This window comes from Chryseobacterium sp. C3, from assembly GCF_014218905.1.
Lineage (GTDB): Bacteria > Bacteroidota > Bacteroidia > Flavobacteriales > Weeksellaceae > Chryseobacterium > Chryseobacterium mucoviscidosis.
On the sequence record NZ_JACLCU010000009.1, the window covers coordinates 160,278 to 184,744 of the forward strand.

Genomic DNA, 24,467 nt, shown 5'->3' on the forward strand with positions numbered 1-24,467 from the left:
TAGAACTATACAAAAATGAGTTCGAGAATGCTAAACCGGGACATTGTATGAAAATTACAGGTCTGGGGAATGAGCAATTATTTTCGCTTTGGGAAGTTATTGCAACACATTTCAAGAACTTAGATACTTATATTGTTGATGAAACACAACAAGGTAATTATTATATTTCTGCAACGAAACTAATCGAATTGCGAAATCAGCAGAAAAAACCATTGCTTATTCTTGTTCCTTCAAATAGCAGAACCGCTGCAGAAGATTCTTATGGCAATGCTACGTTTAAAGAAATTTCTTTGGAACGCATAGAGCCTATTTTAGCTGCCAAACTTCAGAATAAAATTCCAGAGGAGCTGTCTGCATTTGTTCGCACCGTGATTAACTATATTGGTAACTCTAATCGAACAAGCTTGTTGAGCTATCTTTTAGCATTAGAAATGGAGTTATTTACAAAAGAAAGTATTGGGCGAAATCTGTTTTATTTAGACTTGTTGCCAGATCTTAAATTGGTTGAAGACGAGAATCTGATTCGTTCAAGACTTAATCTAAATATTACAAGTTGTAATATACTTGCATCTTTTAATAAACCTGTTTATGACCGAGTTGATGAGCTTCAAATAAAAAAAGATTCACTTCAAAAAGATTTTATACAGTTATTCAAAGATGAAGAGGATATTACTTCATTGAATAGGCTTGTAGCGTTAATTGGAGAAAAATACCCCAAATTATGGTTTGATAAATGGGAAATTCCAAGTCTTAATTTTAAAGAAGTAAAATTGGAAATTGTTGAAATTCGATCAACAGATTTTACTATTGAGGAAGGTAAAAAAGTTCTTCTATCTGATGGGACTTCTAACCCAAAAGTTACTATTCGTTTTAAAACTACACCTGAACCAAAAGATATTGAAGAATTGAAATACTTCAGGGTTGTTTTAATGGCTGTGGATGGTTTTTCAGGTCAAGAAATAATCACGATTAGAAAATTAAAAAATACAAATGCTAAACAAGCCTATCGAGAAGCTAAAATAGAACTCAATGCGAATAATATTGAGGAAGGTTCATATTTTTTTAAAGTATTAGCGGAAGATGAATTGGGGAATGTTTTAAATGTAAATGATGATTTTTATGAAGATTCGATACAACGAGAGTGGGAAGAGAATGAATTTTCTCCTGAAAGTAAAAAAGAACTTCGTTATAAATTGAAATGCGATTCGGAGGATTTCGACTATGCAGTTGACAGTAATACCGAAAAAGAAGAAACAATACGTAAAGATAAGTTGAACAATGTTCTTCAAGCATTTTTCAAATACAATATTGATGGTCTGAGACAAGACACTGTTATAAATAGTCCTACTCCAAGCGATCAATCTAACACTTGGCTAAATGATGATAAACTTAAATTATCATCTATCTTTCATATCAATTATTCAAATAAGCATAATTATCAAATTATGTTGTCATCAAAGCTAAGATTGATAGAAAATGAGATTCTGAATAATAGTCAACACTTTGGTTTTACGAACGTGACCATTAGTAATAATAACACTACGCTGGGATTACAAAATATTGAATACAGGATTAGTAGTTTGACAGATATAGCTCCAAAGAAGTTATTAGAATCACGAAAAGTTGTTTTTGAGAAAATCAAAAACTCAAATAATTCTGAGAACGGTGTGTTGGAAACTACAAATCTTTACGATTTAAAAGAGGATATTAATGCCTATTTAGAACATTACAATAATTGGTTAGTAAATCTTAATAAAAAGATTGAAAAATCCGAAGTTTCAGAAGAAGACAAGGAAAATATCAAGCTTCTTTACGCAGAAGTCCAGTTTTTGGATACGGTAAAAATTAAAACAAAATTACCAACTGAAGGTTCTGTTTCTGCGGTTTTATTATCGCCACTTCACCCACTTAGGTTGACTTGGTTTATGAATCTTATTGACCAATTCGAGGAATGGTTTAATAAGACACTTCAATATAATGACCATATCAAGGAATGGCAATCTTTGGAAAACTTATTTTTAGGAGAATTGATTCCGAGCAACAATCCATTGGTATTAGTTGATCCCAGTCAATTAATGAACTATGAATACCTTGGAGAACTAAGTTTCGGCTGGGGAATTTATATTAATGTATTTACACTGAATCCAAATGATTCGCTTGTTCCTATTTCACATCAATTAAAACACTATTTTAAACATTTATTGAATATTGATCCTGGAAATATCGTTCATAATGATGTTAGTAAAACATTAGTAATTAAACATCTAAAGAATTTTTTAATACAACATCCATATACAGATATGCTAATCATTAATTTATTTAATGTTGGTGATGCTGAGGTGTTTGCTGATGCATTTGTAGATGTGAGTAAGTATCCTGAATACTACAATACCAAGTTTGAAGTTCGAATTTTTGTAGGACAAGAATCATTGATTGAACACGGATTGGCTTTAAAAGCTTTACTTAATCCTGAAACAAACATTAGTGAAGAAGCCGAACTATTTTCTCAGCCTTCAAAAAATAGATTGTTTCCTAAATTGAGATTTTCTATTAACAATATCAATGATTTTGTACAAAATCCAGAGATTTACAATGCTCATATTAGTTTTTTAGTCAATCCATTTGCAACAAAAATCACTTTATACAAACCGTACAGATTCTATAAATCTGCTTATCTGAACAGCTTAATTATTGACCCAGCAACTGATGTTGAAATCATTCAGGAGCCTGAAAAAATAACTTGGAATAATTATGTCAAAATTGAAAATACAAAAGAAAATCTGATTAATAAACTTTACAATTCGTATCAGGTTTTTACGTCAGGTTCTTTGGCTTTCCATGCTACAGAGGCTGTTCCTGCTACACAATTAAGTTTGACGAACAGAGATCAAGTGTTATTAGCACATTTACACGAATATTCGGATTGGGTAATTACATTTGATAAAAACTTAGGTCCTCAAGTTTTTGATCAGCCTTCTGAAAATGGGAAAATTCCTTTTCTATTAGACTATGTTCCTGGCGAAGAAGTGTCGGGTATTTCCTCTTATCTTACCACTAAGCCTTCAAGTGAGATAATAGGATTATTAAGTCCTCATTTTGAATCTTTCGGATTAAATATGGAAAGTGCTGAAAGCCGAAGTAAGATCCAAACTATTCTTGAAGATTTAAGAGCAATCAGTAGTTCTTTGGTATTGCAACTAAACTCTTCAAAAAACAAAGCTTTTGAAGCTATAGGTACCGCTTTTTCTAAAAGAGTTTTGGAGAAAAAAGGTTTGTTGGAGAATGCATTTCTTATTCCGATTGATTTGCATCAAAATCTTTTTGAGAGCCTGAATACAAACTCTAAAAGTCGTGCAGACAATTTGTTTATTACGATAAACAAGGAGAAAAGAGAAATAAAAATAGCTGTTTTAGAAATAAAATGTAGAAGTTCTTTAGGAATAGCAGAACGAGAAGAATTAAAGACGAGAATGATTGAGCAAATTGATAATACAATTGCTACAATCAAATATCACTTTGATCCAAATGATTACAAGAGTAATGATCGTTTAGACCGTGAAATAAAAAACAAGGAATTAAAATCGTTATTCAGCTTTTATATTGAAAGAGCTTATAGATATAATTATCTGTCTGAAAATGCTTATAATAGCTATATTGATTTTATTCAAACTCTTAATAATGGATTTGAAATAAAATTCATCCGATTAGGATTTATCTTCGACTTTTCTTTTGAACAAAAACATCAAAAGCAAAATTTCGATGACAATACAACCATTTTTACTTTTGGTCATAAACTAATAAGTGATATTTTAGATCCGGATTCTGATTTGAATACTAAGAGATTGGAGGATACAGAACTTAATAAAGAATTGGTTTCTGCATTCGAATCTAACAACAAGTTAAAGCCATTTATACAGAAGTTTAAGTCAAAACTTAAGGTATCTTCTGACGAACAGAAAAAAGGCAATCAAGACATTCAGGACTCAACTGAAAAGGACGTAGAAGACTCTTTTGAAAAGGATAATAACGAATCTACAATTGACCGACCAACAGAATCTAACGAAGAGGAAAAGAGTAATCAAGTTGTTCCCGAAAAGAATGACACAACTTACAATACACCTGAATTTGATATTATTGTAGGAAAAAATAGCGTTTCTAATCAGTTTGGAATTATCGGTACATCAATACATAACAAAAAAATTGCTATAGATCTGTCCGAAACCAATACCATAAGTTTATTTGGAGTTCAAGGTGGAGGAAAAAGTTATACAATCGGTACGATTAGCGAAATGGTGTTAAAGCAATTTTCGAACATCAATAAGCTTCCTTCTCCTTTAGCGGGCGTTATATTCCATTATAGTGAAAGTATGGACTACGAACCGGAATTTACTTCGATGATTAATGCTAATACTAACCCAACTGAGTTAGAGAAATTAAAAGAATTATATAGTGCTGAACCAGATAAGATAGAAGATGTTGTTATATTAACTCCTTCGGATAAAGTTGACGAGCGTAGAGAAGAATTTCCATCGATTCAGGTTGAACCTATAGCCTTTAACTCTAAAGAGCTGAATGTTCAAGACTGGATGTTTTTATTAGGTGCAGTGGGAAACGACTCATCATATATTAAACAATTGAAATTTATGATGAAAGAACAACGTCGAAATATTACGTTGGAAGGATTAAGAGAAAGTGTGGAGACATCTGAACTACTTTCAAACACTCAAAAATCTTTAGCTAGGCAGAAACTTAGTTTTGCCCAAGAATATATTGATGATAGTTTCTTTCTTAAAGGAGTTTTGAAACCGGGGAGATTAGTCATTGTAGATTTACGAGATGAGTTTATTGTTAAGGACGAAGCGTTAGGGTTATTTGTGATTATGCTTAATATTTTTTCAGGGGTAAAAACTTTTAATGACAAGCATTTTAACAAGTTCATTGTTTTTGACGAAGCTCATAAATATATGGACAATAAGGACTTGACCAATAATATAGTTACAGCAATTCGAGAAATGAGGCACAAAGGAGTCAGTATAATGATTGCTAGTCAAGATCCACCAAGCTTACCAAATGAAATCATTGAATTAAGCAGTATTGTATTACTCCATAAGTTTAACTCTCCACAATGGTTAAAGCATATTCAAAAATCCTTGACTCAATTGAATAGTTTGACTTCTGCTGATATGAGTGTCTTGAAACCTGGTGAAGGCTTCCTATGGGCTTCCAAAGCATCTGAACAAAGTATAACAACAAAGCCGGTAAAAATAAGTACAAGACCAAGAGTTACTAATCACGGAGGAGCAACAAAAAAGGCCACAGGAAACTAATGAAAATGCAACAGATAACAGGAACAGGAAAAAGAGAAAGTAATCAAGATTTTATCTGCATTGACAAGTTAGAGTCTGGTGCTTCTTTTTTTCTTATTGCTGACGGTATGGGTGGTTATGATAGAGGAGATGAAGCTGCAAAGATTGTTTCTGAGAACATCTTTACATTCCTCAATTATGCTGACAACATCAATGAACAAAATATACAGCAAGCTGTTCAAAAAGCCAATTTGGCGATCAAACAATTCAATATCAAAAATAATATTAAATCTGGTGCTACGATAGGCGGTATTATTGTAAATAAAAATATCTCCCATTTTTTTTGGGTTGGAGACGTAATGGTTTACCTAGTAAGTAAGGATAAAGTTTTGTTTCAGACCAAGAGTCATACACTAATAAATAGCCTATTAGAATCCGACAGCATAAAAGAAGAGAAATCTTTAGAGCGATATAAACATATCGTAACTAGATCTATATCAGGAAAACCTTCTGAATCTAGTATCGGATATCAGTCCATCCGGTTTTCAGAAGATGACATTTTTATTATTTGTTCAGATGGGGTGCATAATACTATTTCTGTCGAACAGATACTTGAATATATTAAGAAAGGAAATGGCTTGCAAGAACTAGAAAGCCAATTTCTCAAAGAGGCACAAGATAATTATTCTGTTGTTACCATTGCATTTTAGGCATCCATCGATATGACTCATCGTTCATTAATTTGAATGGAATGTTATCAGCTTAATATTAGTCTGATAACGCTGCGTTTATACAAGTAATATCCCTTGTGTATTTGTGATGAGCTAAAGTGTAGAATCTTGAAAAATTGACCATAGTAATCTGTTCAAAGTAAACACATTTAAAAAGAAAATAAAAAAAGACGATAAACACTGTTTACTTATCAGTCATTTTAATCTTTTGATTTTCCTTATAAAATTTAGTATTCAACCAATACAACTTTTTCCTGAAAACTTTAAAATAAAATTTTCAGTAAAAATACACTAAAGATTAATAACAGGTAAAACGATTGTAAATAAAGGCTTTACAATCGTTTTTTTGATTTTTTGTTAATGAGGTAAAAAGCAGGAAAAAGCAACGATAGACAAAAGTAAGGTTACTAAAACGTTACTTTTAAATATCAGAAGTAATTGTTTTAAAATGCTGTATTTCAGCTTTTTGCATAGTTTTTCATATTGTTCCGTAGCTCACATAGGTTTAATTTTATCATTAAGAATTGTGAGTATGGAAACGACAAAAAAATCAACATTTAAGGTATTGTTCTACCTTAAAAAAAACGCCCCAAAGAAAAACGGAAAAGTTACGGTTATGTGCAGGATTACTGTAAACGGCAAACAATCTGCATTTAGCACCAAGTTGGATATTTCCGTATCGAATTGGGATTTGAAGTATGGCAGAGTTTTGGGAAAAAGCCGAGAAGCCCAAGACACAAACAGCAAACTTGATAAAATTCGTTTGGGTATCGAAGAATGCTATTCCAAAATTTTAAAGAATGAGGGAGTTGTAAACAGTACCAAACTTAAAAATGCCGTTCTTGGGATGGAAAGCGGAGAACTGACCTTTTTCAAATTCTATGAACAGTTCCTTTCTGACTATGAGAAAAAGGTCAATAATGGACTTCGGGTCAATGGTACACGCAGTAAGTACAAAACACTTTTGAAACACCTACGAAATTTTGCATTTACAAAATACGGTTGCTCTGACTTATCATTCAACGACGTTACATCTGACTTTGTGCAGGACTTTGATTATTACCTGCGTGACGACCAAAGTTTGACACACAACACCATTTGGCTGTATATGATTGGATTTACCACGCTTTGCCGATTGGCAATGAGCAGAAAGCACCTTGCTTTTAATCCGTTCAGCGAATACAAGAATACCAAAAAGGACAAAGACAGAGGTTATCTGTTACGAAGCGAGTTGGAACAGCTTGTAATGTTCAACTGCGAGAAAAAGAAAGACGAATTGGTTAAAGACCTGTTTGTTTTCAGTTGCTTTACTGGTCTTTCCTATTCAGATATGAAAGGGCTTAGAAACAGCAATATTCAGGATTTCTTTGACGGTAACCAGTGGATTATCATACGTAGGAAAAAAACAGCCACATCGTCAAACGTGATGCTGTTGGATATCCCCAAAATGATTATCGAAAAATATGCAGGATTTTCAAAAGACGGAAAGGTATTTCCTGTACCATCAAATACAGTCTGTAATGATAGACTAAAGAGAACATCACAACTGATTGACTGCCTGAAAGAAAAGAAAGTAACCTTTCACTTGGCACGCCATACGTTTGCCACGCTATTTTTGAGCGAGGGAGTTCCGTTAGAGAGTTTGAGCAAAATGTTAGGGCATAAAAACATTGCCACAACGCAAATTTATGCCAAGATACTCAACGAGAAAGTAGGTAAGGATATGCAAAAAGTATCACACAAATTTAAGGGGATGGAAAGCTCTTTTGTTTCACAACTTTAAACAGATATTTAAAACTAATCAAGAAAAGTCAAGGAGTCCAGCCTTGACTTTTTTTGTAATTTAGCGACTACCGAAAACATACTTTATTAGCACTGTATGGATTTTAAAAAATACAAGGATGTTTCAAAGTAATCGAGGGATAAAATATCGCTTTAATAGTAAGATCAAAACGATAAATTTTCGATTGAAGCATCTTTCTTACTGACAAAAAAAATGGATTATTTGACAAATTATGCAAGAAAATAAAATTAAAACATTGAGCATAACCGAGCTTTTAGGGTATAATTTTTATATCCCAGAATACCAACGAGGTTACAGATGGACAAAAACAAATGTATTACAATTACTTAATGATATTTGGGAATACAGGCAAGAAACTAATAACAGAAACACATTCTATTGCTTACAACCCGTAGTGGTAAGAAAAGCGGATTGGCAAGACATCAACGGAAATAGCATACAAGGCTTTGAACTTATTGACGGACAACAACGCTTAACAACCCTTCATCGTATTGTTACCTACTTAACGTTAGAATACCTTCAGAATAATTTGAAATCCGAAGGCTATCCCGATAATCTTTATTCCATTTATTACAAAACAAGACTTGAATCCAAGATCTTTTTGGAATCCAACCAAGTTAACAATACCAAACCCGACTTATACTATATGAGCGAGGCGTATAAATGTATTAAGGAATGGTTCGAAGACGGTAATAAAGGGATTCCAAGGCAAGTTAAAGATGAAATGCTAAAAATCATTCTGCCAAGTATTTTGCCAAACGACAAAGGAGAAATACAACTTCCTGAGTGGAGTATACAAGTAATTTGGTATGAGATAAAAGATACAGAACAAAAGAGCGAAGAGCTTTTTACTCGTTTAAATCGTGGGAAAATACCGCTTACAAGTGCTGAATTGATTAAAGCAAAATTTGTTAATTCCGACAGTTTTAAAGGAATGCCAGAGGATGACAAAATTAAACGCAGAACACAATTAGTCCAAATATGGGATGAAATTGAAAACCAACTTAACAATCCGAAATTCTGGGCTTTTGTTTCAAACGAAAAATCAGATAAATTCAGCAATAAAATTGAATATCTGTTTGATATAGTTGCCAAGAAAACACCAAATGAGAAAGACCCTTTATTCAGTTTTATTCACTTTTTTGATGAAAAAGAAACTGCCGATTCTCTTTGGAAAAAATGGATTGAGCTAGAAGAAATCTACCGTTCCTTGGCTTATTGGTATTCTAACAAAAATCTCTATCATAAAATTGGCTATCTCATTAGTACTGGAACACCTATTGGTAATTTGATACAAATCAAAAAAACTAACACGAAGCAAAATTTTGAAAAAGAAATAGATCAGCTAATTTCAAACGGAATTGACGATGATTGGGAAGACCTAAGTTACGACAAAAGAAGCGACCACGAAAAAATTATTAAAGTTTTACTTTTAACCAATATTGAGCTAACGAGAGCCAATAAAAATAGTAATGAATTTTTTCCTTTTGAAATGTACAAAAGCATTACAAAAAGCTTGGAACACATTCACGCACAAAATATTGAAGGAATAAACGAGAACAAAAGGGAGGAATGGTTCAGTTGGCTTCGCTCACACACCAACATATTATTGAATGTGGCTACTGATAAAGAGAAAGCAAAGAAAATTATTGCAGAAGCTGACTCAATTGATGAAAAGACATATAGGTACGAAGATTTTAAATCATTGAGTGAACGGATTTTAAGACTCATCCCATCTGAAAACAGCAATGAGAACGAATATTTACATAAAATTCAAAATATGGCATTACTCGGACTTACTGAAAATATTTCGTTGAGCAATTCTGTTTTTGAGGTAAAACGTAGAAAAATTATTGAATTGGACAGAACAGGAACTTTTATTCCATTGGCTACCAAACGGATTTTTCTGAAATATTATGCATCCAACAATGGTCAACATTATTCTGTTTGGACAAAAGACGAACGAGATGCTTACTCAAACGAAATCCGTAAATGTGTAAAACTATACAAACCTGAAATAGTTGAAGAAAATGAGAAATAATTACATTGAAATATTACGCAATAAGGTTGAAATACCAATTATTCAACGAGATTATGCACAAGGACGAACAGACAATAAAACCAATAAAATTCGAAAAGACTTTTTAGACGTTTTATTTGACTTTATTTTCAAGAAACAGTTAAATCCAGATGTTGAGATTGAGCTTGATTTTATTTACGGATTCAATGAACAAGATTCTAACAATCAAATAACTTTTGTACCCATTGACGGTCAACAAAGATTAACAACACTTTGGTTGTTGTATTGGTTTGTTTCTGTAAAAGAAAATATTTCAGATGACGAGGTAACTTTTCTTGCTAACTTTCTATATGAAACAAGACACAGTACCACCGAGTTTTATAGAAATTTGATTAGGTTTAAGCCCGAATTTTCACACAATCATATCAACGAGGAAATTACAAATCAGCCTTGGTATTTTGAAACTTGGGACTTCGACCCAAGCATTCAGGCAATGCTTGTTGTACTCAAGGATATTGAGTTAAGATATAGTGACTTAAACATAAATTCTGTATGGAAAGTTATCGGAAATTCACCGTTCTATTTCTACAAATTAGATATGGACAAAGTTGGTTTAACTGACGATTTGTACATAAAAATGAACTCTCGTGGAAAGCCCTTAACCGAATTTGAATATTTTAAGGCTGGATTTGCAGAGATAATTTCAGAACCAAAACAAAGAAAGCGCTTTGAGGAATCTATTGACGGGATTTGGGCTGATACTGTCTGGCATATCATTTTTGAATTGGGATCATTATCAGAAGATGACGACATTGCTTTAACAGTTGATAACTCCTTTCTCAACCTTTTTAATTTTATCACTTCGATAATTTCTTTCAAAGATGATTTGAAAGACTCAAATGATTTGCGATATGCAAATACGGTAGAATCTCCCGAATTACTAAAAACCATTTACGGCACTATTGAGAATCAAAATTTTTTGTTTGACACATTAGACGCTATATGCAAACAAGAACAACAAGAACCTGCCTTTTGGAATAACTTATTCTATATTGAAAAAGATGACTTTGATTCTGACAAGACAAGGTTGTTTTTTCAACACAAAGACACGAATCTTTTAAAGCGCTGTTTGTTTCACTATTCAGATTACAGAGGTTTATCTTTTCCCGAACAAATTTTACTGTTAGCTTGTTTTACACATCTCAAAACACCAAGTAATACTTTTAATAAACAAATAAGAACCTTACGTAATTTAGTCGTAAACTCCGAAAATGAACTACGTGAATCTGTTTTAGGAAATAGTTTTTCCGAAGCTGAACACTTTATTAAAAACGGAGATTTAGCAGTTTTCAAAACATTTAAAACTGACCAAATCGAAGAAGAAAAATCTAAAAATGAGTATATAAATCAAACACCCACGAGTAAAGAATTTCTTCTGAAACTTGAAGATAGCGAGATATTTAGAGGAAGTATTTCTTTATTCCCCTTAGTTGGAGATTTTAAAAATAGAGCAGAGAAATTTTTAGGACTATTTGATGAAAATGAAATTATTTCAGATTTTAATACTAAGAGTAATCTTTTATTGAGTTTCGGAGATTATTCACAGGACGATGGTACGTTGACCAATTTAATGTCAGATAAAAGTCGTGTGGTCAGAAACTTTCTAACAACACCAGGATATAATAAATCACATTTTCACAAAAAAACAGGAACAGTCGTTTTAGAATGTTTAGATTTCTTCATAGCCAATCAATCGGTTTCAATTCAGCAAAAAATTGAAGAAATTCTTTCCGATTATTCCGATAAACCAAAAGACTGGAGATATTACTTTATGAAATATTCTTCATTTAGGGAGAATTGTAACCAAGGTTATTATTTCTTTTGGGAAGGTAATGATTATTGTATCTGGAAAATGAAAGAGAGACAGTTTAACGGATGGCATTGGGATCCGTTTTTAAGAGAGTTGACAAGTTCAAAAAGAATTAAAAATATCAGTCTTGATAATTATGGAGCAAAACTGGTTTTCTCTCATAAACGTAAAAAGGTTTTTATTTGTTCAGTACCAAATGGTTTTTTATTTGAGAATGGTATGACAGAGAGAACTGCAAATACTTTATTGGACGATTTGGAAAAAAGTGGAATCATTGACAATAAGGGGTGCTATATTGTTCCTCAGTCTGAAGATGGAATTGATTTGCAGGACAGGGTAGAGCTACTTGAACAAATATTGACTGGAATGACACAGACATAATTTGGACTGTCCAAGTAATATACTTAAAATAAATGAAAAAAAACAGCCCACCGCTTTAAGCAGTGGGCTGTTTCTTTAATTGACTGATACGGTTACAGTTTCAGACAATCGGCTAACGCTGATAGTTATCTTCCAATACCTTAATAATATCGCTTTCACGAAACAAGATTTTCCGTTCGAGTTTGATAAAAGGTATCAGTCCGTCATCTCTGTACTGTTGCAACGTCCGTTTGCTAATGTGTAGCATCTCGCAAACCTGTTCGCCTGAAAGGTAGATTTCCCCTTTTAAGAGTGGGTGGAAATATTCCCTGATATACAGCAGTTCATTTTTGATGCCTACCACAGCTTCGAGCAGAGCAAGCATATCCTCGTTTGAATTTCCAATCTGTTTCATTTATTTTGCTTTTTTAATGGTCGCTCTCCCTGCATAAGTAACTCCACTTCGGACAATCTGAAATATGTTTTCCGATTGATTTGCGTTGCCCCAAGAATGCCTTTTGCCCTGTAAGTCTGCAACGTTCTTTTGCTAATATTGAGAAGTTGACAAGCTTCCTGTTGGTCGAGCCATTTCGTTGCCTGTTGTAATGCTTTGTAGGGTGCAGTCATTTCTGCAATCAATAGAGAAACTTCCTTTACTTCCCTATGCAGTGCCTTTAAAATCTGAATGTCTAAAACTGTTATTTCCATATCTGCATCATTTAAACCTCGAAAATAAAAGCTATTGCCATAGGTTATTCTAATGTTGCATCCGATGGCGGTATTTGGCGTGCAGTTGCCAAATACTCGGCTATAATCCCAATTTTGGTTTATTGTTTTTCGGGCGAGCCTGTTGTGGTTTGATTACATTGTCTGTCTTCGAAGCAGTCTTTTTGTTTTTCTGTACAGTCTGACTTTTTTCATTGTTTTTGAAATCCGAATGCACCATCGTTTTTGTAGCACCTATTATGCTTTCAGGTTCGGCAGTTTGTTTTTGTTGTTCAACACGTTTGCCCCCGAACAGCTTGCCTAGACCTAAACCCTTTGTATCTCTGAATTGACGTTTAAGGTTTGTAATGAAATTGGAAATCGGGTCGCTATGCTTATCGACCTGCATAAAAGGTGCATCCTCTTTTTTATTGGACAGTTCTTTTTCTTTACGCTCTTTGTCGGTTATTACTTTTTGTGCCATAGGTTCAAAATTTTCCTCAATATAGAACCCAAAGGAATGTATTGTTTTCATTTGGCATTACGTGGCAGTATTTGGCTTATGTTGGCACGATATAAATAGAAAGTAATCCTTAAAACACTTTAAATTTTCCTCGCAAAGCCCTCACACATTTAAAGAGTTTTGTACGGATAAAGGAAAGCATACCAAAAATACCCTATCCTTAGCCCTTACGTGTTTTTTGCACCCTTTCTTTGATTGGAATTGATTAAAAAAGAACAAAAAGGTAGCAAAATTAAGGCTGACAGCCATCGCACCGCACCGCCAAAAGACTACGGCATAATGGCAGGACAAAAAAGGAGGCTTCGCCGAGTTGTTGTGTTTGCCCTGCCACCCTTCGGGATTTATTCCGTTTCCTTTTGGCTTTTCCCCTTGTCCGCCTTGTTGTAATGGCTTTCTTTTTTTTCTGTTTTTTTCTTTTGGAAACAATTTTAATGGGGAGTTACGCATCCTGACCAAAGAACGGTTATAAAAACAACGGCTTGTGTTTTTCGTTGTAGATTTCGTTAATCAATTCCCCGAACTCCTGAAAGTGGTATTCGATAATATTGTCTAGATACGCATAAATTGTCAGCTTGTCTATGCCCATAATATTGATAAGCCTGTTAAATGTTTCGTGATGCTCCTGCCTTACATAGACCGATTTCCCCCTGCTTGCCGTTGTAGTCGGGATTTTAAAAAACTGTTCGCAATAGTCCTCTTTGTTTAGCTTCTTTGGTTTTGAAACAGTTCTTTTTGCGTTACTTGATGTCGGTTTTGTATCTTCCGTTTCCTTAGGTTCTTCTCCAGCCATTACAAGCATCATCGCTTCCTCGTCTACTTCGGGTTTAGCAAAATCTGCACGATGTGTTACTGCCTGTTGTTCCGTCAAAGGTTGCTTCTTTTCATCAGTTAGGAAATTTTCAATAGAGAAATCCTCTTTTTCGGGTTGCTGATTTTTGTTTTCTTCGTTTATCATATCTCTTATTTTTAATATTATATCCAATTAACTGTTTGCTTAACTAAGCAATCAGCTGTATATACAGTTGTATCTATGTAACCAACTATCCACCTATGCACATGCATACTCTTAATTGGCTAGTTCATTAACTCAAAAATTTGTAATTAGTCTGCATTCAATCACGCAGATTAGCTGTCAGGATTTATGCTATTTATTTACTTTAATAAGGATATAACCAATCAGCCAACTAACTATATACAAAGGAAATAAAAGCAGTTCCAAACCGTATAGTGGTGGCACTATTTGGCGTTCATTGGCTTTATTTGGCGTAATTGTAAGTAGCTGTTATTCAAATAGTCTTATCGAACTTTGTAATCGGAGCAGTTGATTTTTTCGGCTAACTCCAATCCGTTTGTAAAACGGATTTTTCTGAACTCCTGTTCAGAGCAAGTTATCTTTTGAGGTACTCGAAATGAATTTCGGCACCTCAAAAGCACTTGCCCTTGCAGGGGGCTGGAAACGGCTCCGAAGTCGCCCGTTTGTTTAAAAATTAAAATGGATTATTATGGAAGAGAAAAACAGAAAACAGATTAAGAAATCAGGAAGAAAACCAAAGATTGACCCTGCGGTTCATCGGTATTCTATCAACCTGAATGCGGAGGATAATGCTAAATTTCTTGCTCTCTTTGACCAGTCAGAAATGAAAGTCATTGCTCATTTTATTACCGCTTGCATCTTTCAGAAGACGGTAAAGACCGTAAAAATTGATATGGATGCATTAGATTATCACGAAAAATTGACCCGATTTTTTAGCCAGTTCCGAGCAATCGGAACAAATTATAATCAGGTTGTGAAGATATTGTACCGCAATTTTTCAGAGAAAAAAGCAGGAACATACCTTTTTAAATTGGAAAAAGAAACCATTGAATTGGTACAAGTCACAAAAGAAGTCATCCGTTTGACACAGGAATTTGAAGAGAAGTATTTGAAAAAAGAGTAAAGTTATGATTGCAAAAATTGGAAAAGGAGGCAATATGTATGGAGCGATTTTGTACAATCAACAAAAAGTGGATAAGGAAAACGGAGCGGTTTTATTGCTGAACAAGATACCTGACACGGTGGACGGTAAGTATTCCGTTGCCTATTTTAATAAATGCTTTGAACCATATCTGTCTGCTAATATCAAAACAGAAAAGACGGTACGGCATATATCGCTGAACCCAGATCCTGCGGATAAGGTTAGCGATGAGCAGTTTACGGATATGGCACAAGAATATATGGAACGTATGGGCTACGGCAACCAACCTTACATAGTTTTCAAGCATACGGATATTGACCGCACGCATATCCATATCGTTTCGACCTGCGTGGGAATTGACGGAAAGAAAATCCCTGATGATTACGACCATCCACGTTCAATGGCTATTTGTCGGAATTTAGAACAGAAATACAACCTGCACAAAGCAACCGAACAAGAGCAGAAACAAGCCAATAAAGTTTTCAAGCCTGTAAATCATAAAAATGGCGACATTAAAAGTCAGATTGCTTCGGTAGTAAGGCATCTGCCCAAGTATTACAACTTTTCAACTATGGGTAGCTACAATGCGTTACTTTCTCTTTTCAACATCACAGCGGAGCAAGTCAAAGGTGAACGGAACGGACAGACCGTAAACGGATTGGTGTATGTGGCATTGGACGAAAACGGAAACAAAGTAAGTAATCCATTTAAAGCATCACTTTTCGGAAAAGATGCAGGCGTTGCAGAACTTCAAAAGCACTTTGAGCAGTCCAAAGAGAAAATGAAAACCACCCCTGCAAGGTCTGTTCTGAAAAACACGGTGGAGCTTGCGATACACACCACAAACAACGAAACGGAATTTAAAAAGCAACTTGTAGAGCAAGGTATCAATACGATTGTCCGTAAAAATGAAAGCGGACGGATTTACGGTATCACGTTCATCGACCACGAAAGCCGAAGTATTTGGAACGGTTCGCAATTAGATAGAAGCCTGTCGGCAAATATGTTTAACCAGTGGTGGAACAACGGAAATAAACCCGAACTGAAAATACAGGATAACCCTGTTTTCAATACAAGTACATTGGACTATTCTCCAACGAAAGACCTTTTTGAATTTCTTTCAAATGAACATTCGGCTAATTACGATTTAGGATTATTCAGCTTGCTACCTAATGCACAAGGCGAAGACTACGAGGAAGAACAGTTTGCTAAACAAATGAAGAAAAAGAAGAAAGGGAGAAGATTGTAAAATAGACTTTGTAGATACTTCACACGTCAAATCCCTGACGTATTTTTCATATCTTTGCAGAAGAACAAAACAAGTTTTAATGAGTTAAATAAAAGAAAAATAGATATATAATTATAGCGTTTCGCTTTATAAATTCCTGTATCTGAAAGGTCGAAAATTTCAAATAGCACAGGAAAGTAAGAGTGGAAACGCCTACGGTAAAGCGTGGGCGTTCCTTTTTGCTTTGTGCTATCGGTATTCGACCACCGCAGATACGAGCAAGGGGAATTAGCTCACGTTATTTTTTTTATCTTTACGGAAACCCGTAAGAAAATTTAAAAAAACTAATTTAAATTGCCAGACCGTAGAAATTATAATGAAATCAATTATAAATAATCCATACAGAATTGCAGGGATTCTCGCCAATAGTTCCGAGAAAGATATTCTGAAACAAAAAAGTAAAATCAAGAGATTCAGTGAAGTAGGAAAAGAGATTTCTTCTGAATATGATTTCCCTTTTCTATCATCCTTGTCAAGGAGTAGTACCATTATCGATAAAGCTTTTTCTGACATCGAACAAAATCAGAATAAAGTTTTCTATTCTCTATTTTGGTTTCTCAATCTCAATCCCATTGATAATACCGCAATCCAACATCTGATAAGCGGAAACAAAGAAAAAGCTTTTGAAATTTGGGAAAAATTAAGCAATGACAAAGAGGTTAACTCAAAAAATTATTCAGCTTTCAATAATATCAGTACGCTTTATTTGTTGGGACATTCTAAAGAAGATTTAAAACGAGGAATTACTACCAAAATAAAACTAATTGAATCGGAAAATTTCAAAGATTTTGTTCATACAGTTGCTGACGAGACTTTTTCTATTGATACGCCGAAGCAAATTGAACTATTAATTGATGAATTACTAACACTATTCAAAGGCAAATATTCAACTTCAGAAGCAATGGAGCTGTTTAGCAATTGTAACGGAACTGCTCAAAAATATCTTTCCAAAAAATTTACGGAAGAACCTGTTCATAAAATTGAAGTTCAAATTGAACAATGCAATAAAAAGCGATTAAATAACAAAGGCAATGCATATAAATTTGGAACAGATTTATACACTAACACCAAAAGCGAATTAGCACTATTAAAATCAATTGTAGGTAATGCTAATTTACAATACAAAATATTGGGTGATAATATTGCGAAAGAGATTTTACAGTGCTCTGTTGATTACTTCAACGAAAGCCAGGAACAGGAAAAAAGCGGTAATTATCTTGAAGAAGCTATGAAGTTGGCAAAATTAGCCGAAAGTGTAGCCATAAATGATGCTACGAAAAACAAGGTAAAAGAAAATATTAGTACACTTGAAGAAATGAAAGACCAAGAACTTTCTCAAATTGTAGAAGTTCTAAAGTCTGTTAAACTAATGTATGAAGATAATGAGAGGAAAATTAACCAAGAAGTCAGAGACCTTGAGAAAAATGACGTATTAATAAAGTTAGGGCATAAGTCTATAAATTGGGGTGCAGTAAAGGATAATATTAGAAACTCAATAAATTGGGGAAACGTAAATGATTTGTTGTCTGGAATTTTAACAGATAAGAATTTAAAGAAAATCAAAGAAAGTGATAAATCTGAGGCTAAAAAAGAGTTTTGGGAATTAATTAATTGGACAGAAAACAACTCGTTAAAATCTGCCACAATTTCACGCATAATTGAGATTTATAAAAAAATTGCTCCGAAATTATCTTTTGAAATTCTGTCCGCAGAGATTTCAAATACAGATTCAAACTCAAAAATTATTGAAAAACCATTTTTTATAGAGGATATTAGATATGTTGGAATAAAATTAAAAGTTCGCTCAACAGGAACACAAAAGATTTCCATCTATAAGAAATACATAAATCCAGAAGGAAAATACAGTAATAATTCAAAAACTTCTCCAAAAGGATATACAAGTGTCAATGACCTAACAATAACACCTCAAAGCAGTGTGATTGACCTCGGTGGTTATGGAAATGCTAAAGAATGTAGCTATATGGTTGGCGAACATAAAATTGAAATTTATGTAGATCATTACAAAATCTATACTAAAACTTTTCAAGTTGATTGGTCTCCTGCAAAGAAGACTGAGCTTACCAAAAGTGTTCATTTTTTTGAAAACGAATTGAAAGAAGTTGAAAAATTTCAGTGGTTTAGGTCTTCTGAAACTAAACAGAAAGAAGTAAAGGCTGTTCAAGATAAAATCAAAAAAGCTAAGCAAACTCTAATGAATAAATAAATGAAAAAAACTATACTCATTCCAATACTATTTTGTGCAACAACACTTTTCGCACAGGAACAAAATACAGAACTGCAAAAGCAACAGCAGGAAATTTCTGTTTTAAAACAAAAACTAAACAATCAACAATCTGTAATCAATCAGTATAAATCAGAATTGTCTACTCTTTCCGTAAAAACTGAAAATCAAGAAAAGCAGATTGACAGCCTTAAAACGGAGACAAGTCAAAATGTTCAAAATATTAAATCGATTGCAGACGATTTGGGTACAAAAATCCAACAGACAGAAACAACCGCAAAAGATAGCATCTCCAAGTTAGACAAAGATGTAAGCACCAATCGTTTGTATTGGATAATTGCGACATTGGCAACATTACTTTTAGGCGGAATTATCTATTGGTTATTAGGAAAACGTATTGCCAACAGTAAAACTGACGTAGAAACTCAAATCAAAAATACCAAAACAGCTTTGGAAGAAGAAAGCATTAAGTTAGATAGCAAACTGGTAGAAGTTTTGGAGTCGCAATTAAAATTGAAACAAGAGGAAAAACAAATTACTCCTACTAATTCTAACATTGAAATCGACCATTCTTTAGCTTTGAAAGTCGCTGACGAGATTGTAAGAATGCAAAAGAACATATCCAAAATGGATGATGATACCAAAGGATTAAAACCACTTGTAAAAGGTATAGAAAGAATTCAGGCAAACTTTGCTTCCAATGGTTATGAAATGGTCAATCTTCTTAACAAAGACTATGACGAGAGAATGAATATTGACGTCATTAACTTCATAACAGACGAAAATCTAACAGAAGGAAGAAAGGTTATCACGGCAGTTATCAAACCACAAGTAAATTATAATGATGTTCTTATTCAAAGAGCACAAGTAGATGTATCGCAAAACTAAAATATTCCCAAACTATAATGGCAAGAACTAAAATAGATTACGGTATCGACTTAGGTACAACCAATTCCGCTATTTCAAGAATTGAAAACGGAGAGGCAAAAATAATTAAAGTTAATGGTCTGGACGACACAATGCCGTCTTGTATAGCTTACAACAAAAAAGGTGTTTTAGCAGGAAAAAAGGCGTTCGCAGTTTACAGAAGCGAGCAAGAAGCTAGTTTATCAAAAGATATTGAGCCCAATGCATTTATCGAGTTCAAAAGAACAATGGGAACAGATAGGAAATATTTCAGTTCCAACTTGGATAAAGATTTAAGTTCAGAAGAATTGTCCGCAGAAGTTTTAAAAACGTTGAAATCATTTGTAACTGATGAAGCTGTAAATGCAGTAGTAATTACAGTTCCTGCCGCTTTCAAAAACAATCAAATTGATGCTACAAGGCGTGCTGCAAAGTTAGCAGGATTTGAACATGCAGAAGTTTTGCAAGAACCTGTTGCGGCTGCAATGGCTTATGGTTTAGATAATAAGAACAAAGACGGTTTTTGGTTAGTTTTCGATTTTGGTGGGGGAACTTTTGATGCAGCTTTATTGAAAGTGGAAGACGGTATTATGAAAGTTGCTGATACCGAAGGAGATAATTATTTAGGTGGTAAAAATTTAGATTTGGCTGTTGTTGACGAAATTATCATTCCACATATTCAAGAGAATTTTTCGATTAATGGTATTTTAAATGATGACCATAAAAAAGCAAAATACCGTGAAGCATTAAAGCCGTTTGCAGAAGAATTGAAAAATGAGCTTTCCTTTAAAAATGAATTCAATTTATACAAAGAGGAAGGCGCAGGAACTGATGATGATGGAGAAGATATCGAAATTGATTTAACGATAACACAAGCAGATTTAGAAAATGTTTTATCGCCTGTTTTTCAAAAGGCTGTTGATATTTCAAAAAAACTTTTAGAGCGTAACAACCTAAAAGGTTCGTCTTTAGATTCCTTGATTTTAGTTGGAGGTCCGACTTTTTCTCCAATTATCAGAAAAATGTTGGAGAAGCAAATTTGCAAACCTGACACTACCGTTGACCCAATGACAGTAGTATCAAAAGGTGCTGCTTTGTATGCATCTACAGTAAGTATTTCAGAAGAAATAAAAGAGCAGACAAGAGATAAATCCAAAATTCAAATCGAAATAGGACACGAAGCTTCCACTGTTGAGTTAGAAGAATTTGTTACGCTAAAAATTCTAATTGATAAAACAGAAGGAACAATTCCTGAAAAAGTTTTCGCAGAAATTACACGAAGTGACAAAGCGTGGTCAAGCGGAAAAGTTGAAATAAACGAAATTGGAGAAGTAATTGAAACACAACTTATAGAAGGTAAAACTAATGGTTTTGAAGTAACATTATTTGATGACAAAGGAAATCTTTTAGAAAGTGAACCCAAAGAGTTTACAATAATTCAAGGAATTGGGGGTTTGAACTCAATGCAAGGACTTACACTTAATTGGGGTATCGAGATTAAAAAAAGAGAAACAGGGAAAATTGAATTTAGGCAAGTTTCAGGATTGGAACAAAATAAATCTTTACCTGCAACAGGTACAGCAAATGGATTAAAAACTCAGAAACAAATTCGCCCCGGAATGGATTCTGATTTTATCAAAATTCCGTTATATCAAGGCGAACACGGTGCTGATGGAACGAGAGCCATCTATAATGAACACGTTTATGACATCATAATTAGCGGAGCAGATTTACCTGCATTATTACCCGATAACAGCGATGTAGATTTAACGATTAGCATAGATAAGTCGCAAAAAGTTTCTATTCAGGCATATTTCCCATATTTAGACCATACGTCAGAAATCGAAGTTCCAACTGATACCGTTCAGTCAGTAGAAACCAGTTGGCTTTCTAATGAAATCCGCAAAGCAAAAGGAAGCATTGAAGAACTAAAAGACGAAGGAATAAGCGATGATAAAGTCCAAAAGGCAGAAACTGAAATAGCCGAACTGGAGAGAAAGTTTGAAAACAGCAAAAACGATGTGGATGGAAAACAAGAAGTATTGACTAATCTTAGGAAAACGCTTAAAACTATTGACGAATTAAGCGAAACAACAGAATGGCCAAAACTGGAAGAAGAACTAAAAGAAGAATTTTACAGATTAGAAAAAGCCAATAAAGATTTAGGAAACGACCGTTCAACACAAGTTGTTAATCAGTTGCGAAATCAATTAGAAGAAGTTTTGAAATCACAAGACATCAAATTAGGTAAAGCATTGGCAGAAGAAATCCATTCAGTATTTTTCCAAATGACATTAGTATATCAACTTATTAATTTCATCAGACAACACAATCAACATTTTGCTTCATACCATTGGAAGGACAGTAATAGAGCAAGACAATTATTAAATGAAGGCTTACAACAAATCGGAGAAAACCCCAATACAGATGACTTACATCCAATTGTTGTTGACTTAATCAATTTGTTGCCAAATGAGGAAAGACCAAGCGGAGACGATTCTGTTTTGGTTGGTTAGAAAAACCAGTAATTCCGAAGAAGCATTATAGAATGGAAAAAATCATAAAAATAGGCTTAGCCTTTTTAATGTTTGGTTGCCTTTTGGATATGCCGTATGGTTATTATCAACTGATGCATTTTATAGCGTTAATCAGCTTTGCTGTTTTGGCTTATCAAGCTAGTCAGCAAAGCAGACAAACCGAAATGTTTATCTATGGAGCATTAGCATTCCTATTTCAACCGTTTTTCAAAATTGCACTAGGACGAGAATTATGGAATATTGTAGATGTGATTGTAGGCGTTGGATTGTTGGTAAGTTTAGCGAAAAATAATAAAAAATGAGTAAATCTATATTATCCAAAGGTCAAACTATTGACAATAAATATTCGGTTAGCTTCTTTCTGAAAAAAGGAAGCTATGCCGAAACGTATCGTGTGCAAAACGAAGCGAAAGAAACGAAGTTTCTCAAACTATTTGACCTTGCCAAATTACATCGTACACAGTTTACGGATAATGGAGATATTTTAGAAATTGAACTTTTAAAGCAAGTCAAACACCCCAATTTGGTTAGGTACAACGATAGCGGAAATACTATTATTGACAGTCGTAAAAATGCTTATGCAGTTTTAGATTTTATTAGTGGAGAAACTTTAGCCGACAAAATGAAGCGTGAAAATACACTAAGTCCGTATGAAGCAAAAAGTATCATTTTGAGTGTTCTAAATGGTTTGAATTATTTGCACAACAAACAAATCATTCATAACGATATTACAAACCAAAACATAATGTTGGATTTATCAGGTAAGGTTGCCATTCCAAAAATCATAGATTTTGGCTACGCTCGTTTTTTGCAACAATCCAACAAAGAATTTTTGAAAGACGGTTTGAATTTGTTTTATACAGCTAACGAAACTTTTAACAAGGTCTTTTCTTTCAAAAGCGATATTTATTCGGTTGGTGCTTTGTATTATCATTTATTGACAGGCTTGCCACCTTACTTCGTAGAAATATCCAAATACAAATCCGATAAAATACAGTTGGAAGAAACGATTTTGGAGGAACGGAAAAAACCTTTAAAATTTTCGGATAAAATAGACGAACAAACGCAGCGTATTATCGTGAAAGCATTACAGCCAAAAGCGGAAAACCGTTTTAAATCAGCCAAAGAATTTATACAGGCTTTAAACGGAGAATTAGAAGTTGAACTTTCTGTTCCTGAAGAAAAAGCTACAAAAATTCAATTTAAAGAAAAGAAAAAGGGCAAAGGATTTTCAGCCATAGCAGGAATGCAAGAATTGAAAGAAACTATACAGTTAGATGTAATAGATGCTTTGAACGATAAAGAGCGATATGCAGAATATGGCTTGACCATTCCCAATGGAATGTTATTGTATGGTCCGCCTGGTTGTGGCAAAACGTTTTTTGCTGAGAAAATGGCAGAAGAAATTGGTTTTAATTTTTATCAGATAAAACCTTCTGATATTCAAAGTAAGTTTGTCAATGCTTCACAGGAAAATATCAAAAATTTGTTTGATGAAGCAAGGCAAAATGCACCAAGCATTATTTTCATAGATGAATTAGATGCTCTTGTACCTAGTCGAGACACATCCAACATCAGTCATATGAACACAAGTGCAGTCAATGAATTTTTAGCACAGATGAATAATTGCGGAGAAGACGGAATTTTTATTGTTGGTGCTACTAATAGACCCAATGCTATTGACCCAGCAGTTTTGCGTTCAGGGAGATTGGATAAACATATTTACTTGCCACCACCTGACTTTGAAGCCCGTAAATTGATGTTTGAATTGTACTTAAAAAAGCGTCCAACAGAAATCGGTTTGAACTACGAAGAATTAGCCAAAGCCACTGAAAATTACGTATCAAGCGACATCAAATTTTTATGTGATGAGGCTTCAAGAAAGGCTTTAAAAGAAAATACACGAATTACAAAAATCGTTGTTTTGGAGACAATTCGAAACAATAAACCGTCAATTTCATTACAGGAGTTAAATAGTTACTTGGTCATAAAAGCAAAAATGGATGGAGAAAGTAATAACGCTAATGATAGACCAAGTATTGGATTTAGGACATAGATTTTGTAACAAACAATAATGAGAGATTTGCAATCTGGACTTTATTTTCTGCTTGCCAATATCTATCTGCCTTTTAATAGAAAGTATAGTTTTTAGAATCTAAAAGTTTACTATTTTAGTGGATTCTTAAGGATTAAAAATCCCTAATCAAATAACGCTTATTT

16 protein-coding genes are annotated in these 24,467 nt (G+C 33.8%); 12 read left to right on the forward strand and 4 right to left on the reverse strand.

The window, feature by feature from the left end; all coding sequences use genetic code 11:
- Positions 1–47: 47 nt before the first annotated feature.
- From mads8 to H6W53_RS18930, 5 genes are all read left to right on the forward strand, one after another.
- Positions 48–5,327: a methylation-associated defense system ATP-binding protein MAD8 gene (mads8, locus tag H6W53_RS18910; protein ID WP_228426233.1), complete on the forward strand. Its 5,280-nt coding sequence runs from the start codon at positions 48–50 to the stop codon at positions 5,325–5,327.
- Positions 5,327–6,016, forward strand: a complete 690-nt coding sequence (locus H6W53_RS18915) for a PP2C family protein-serine/threonine phosphatase (protein WP_098972117.1) — start codon at positions 5,327–5,329, stop codon at positions 6,014–6,016. The genes mads8 and H6W53_RS18915 overlap by 1 nt, the downstream gene beginning before the upstream one ends.
- Positions 6,017–6,569: 553 nt before the next feature.
- On the forward strand, positions 6,570–7,820 hold the full coding sequence (locus tag H6W53_RS18920; RefSeq protein WP_185208950.1) for a site-specific integrase: 1,251 nt from the start codon (positions 6,570–6,572) through the stop codon (positions 7,818–7,820).
- A 232-nt stretch (positions 7,821–8,052) separates the two neighbouring features.
- Positions 8,053–9,882, forward strand: coding sequence for a DUF262 domain-containing protein (locus H6W53_RS18925; protein ID WP_185208952.1), 1,830 nt, complete (start codon positions 8,053–8,055; stop codon positions 9,880–9,882).
- Entirely contained in the window at positions 9,872–12,112 is a 2,241-nt protein-coding gene (locus H6W53_RS18930; RefSeq protein ID WP_185208954.1) for a DUF262 domain-containing protein, read from the forward strand. Before H6W53_RS18925 ends, H6W53_RS18930 begins: the two co-directional genes overlap by 11 nt.
- Positions 12,113–12,224: 112 nt before the next feature.
- Here H6W53_RS18930 and H6W53_RS18935 read toward each other — a convergent pair whose 3' ends face one another.
- From H6W53_RS18935 to H6W53_RS18950, 4 genes are all read right to left on the reverse strand, one after another.
- Positions 12,225–12,506, reverse strand: coding sequence for a helix-turn-helix domain-containing protein (locus H6W53_RS18935; protein WP_034979496.1), 282 nt, complete (start codon positions 12,504–12,506; stop codon positions 12,225–12,227).
- Complete coding sequence (locus H6W53_RS18940; RefSeq protein WP_078795240.1) at positions 12,503–12,799, reverse strand: helix-turn-helix domain-containing protein; 297 nt, start codon at positions 12,797–12,799, stop codon at positions 12,503–12,505. The genes H6W53_RS18935 and H6W53_RS18940 overlap by 4 nt, the downstream gene beginning before the upstream one ends.
- A 100-nt stretch (positions 12,800–12,899) precedes the next feature.
- A complete protein-coding gene (locus tag H6W53_RS18945) occupies positions 12,900–13,280 on the reverse strand; it encodes a hypothetical protein (RefSeq protein WP_228457837.1) in 381 nt (126 codons plus the stop codon).
- Positions 13,281–13,782: 502 nt separating this feature from the next.
- Entirely contained in the window at positions 13,783–14,274 is a 492-nt protein-coding gene (locus tag H6W53_RS18950) for a DUF3408 domain-containing protein (RefSeq protein ID WP_185208959.1), read from the reverse strand.
- A gap of 547 nt (positions 14,275–14,821) precedes the next feature.
- On the opposite strand from H6W53_RS18950, the gene mobA reads away from it, so the two are divergent.
- The 7 genes from mobA (at position 14,822) to H6W53_RS18985 (ending at position 24,303) form a co-directional block, all read left to right on the forward strand.
- Entirely contained in the window at positions 14,822–15,256 is a 435-nt protein-coding gene (mobA, locus tag H6W53_RS18955) for a conjugal transfer protein MobA (protein ID WP_185208962.1), read from the forward strand.
- A gap of 4 nt (positions 15,257–15,260) precedes the next feature.
- Positions 15,261–16,523 carry a conjugal transfer protein MobB gene (mobB, locus tag H6W53_RS18960; protein ID WP_185208964.1) on the forward strand — a complete coding sequence of 421 codons (1,263 nt, stop codon included), beginning with the start codon at positions 15,261–15,263 and terminating at the stop codon, positions 16,521–16,523.
- A gap of 355 nt (positions 16,524–16,878) precedes the next feature.
- Positions 16,879–18,786 (forward strand): hypothetical protein, encoded by a 1,908-nt coding sequence (locus tag H6W53_RS18965; RefSeq protein ID WP_185208966.1) that lies wholly within the window; start codon positions 16,879–16,881, stop codon positions 18,784–18,786.
- Positions 18,787–19,692, forward strand: a complete 906-nt coding sequence (locus H6W53_RS18970; protein WP_185208968.1) for a hypothetical protein — start codon at positions 18,787–18,789, stop codon at positions 19,690–19,692.
- A gap of 17 nt (positions 19,693–19,709) precedes the next feature.
- Positions 19,710–22,226, forward strand: coding sequence for an Hsp70 family protein (locus tag H6W53_RS18975; protein ID WP_185208970.1), 2,517 nt, complete (start codon positions 19,710–19,712; stop codon positions 22,224–22,226).
- Positions 22,227–22,258: 32 nt separating this feature from the next.
- On the forward strand, positions 22,259–22,549 hold the full coding sequence (locus H6W53_RS18980; RefSeq protein ID WP_185208972.1) for a DUF6804 family protein: 291 nt from the start codon (positions 22,259–22,261) through the stop codon (positions 22,547–22,549).
- Positions 22,546–24,303 (forward strand): protein kinase domain-containing protein, encoded by a 1,758-nt coding sequence (locus H6W53_RS18985; RefSeq protein ID WP_185208974.1) that lies wholly within the window; start codon positions 22,546–22,548, stop codon positions 24,301–24,303. Before H6W53_RS18980 ends, H6W53_RS18985 begins: the two co-directional genes overlap by 4 nt.
- Positions 24,304–24,467 lie beyond the last annotated feature (164 nt).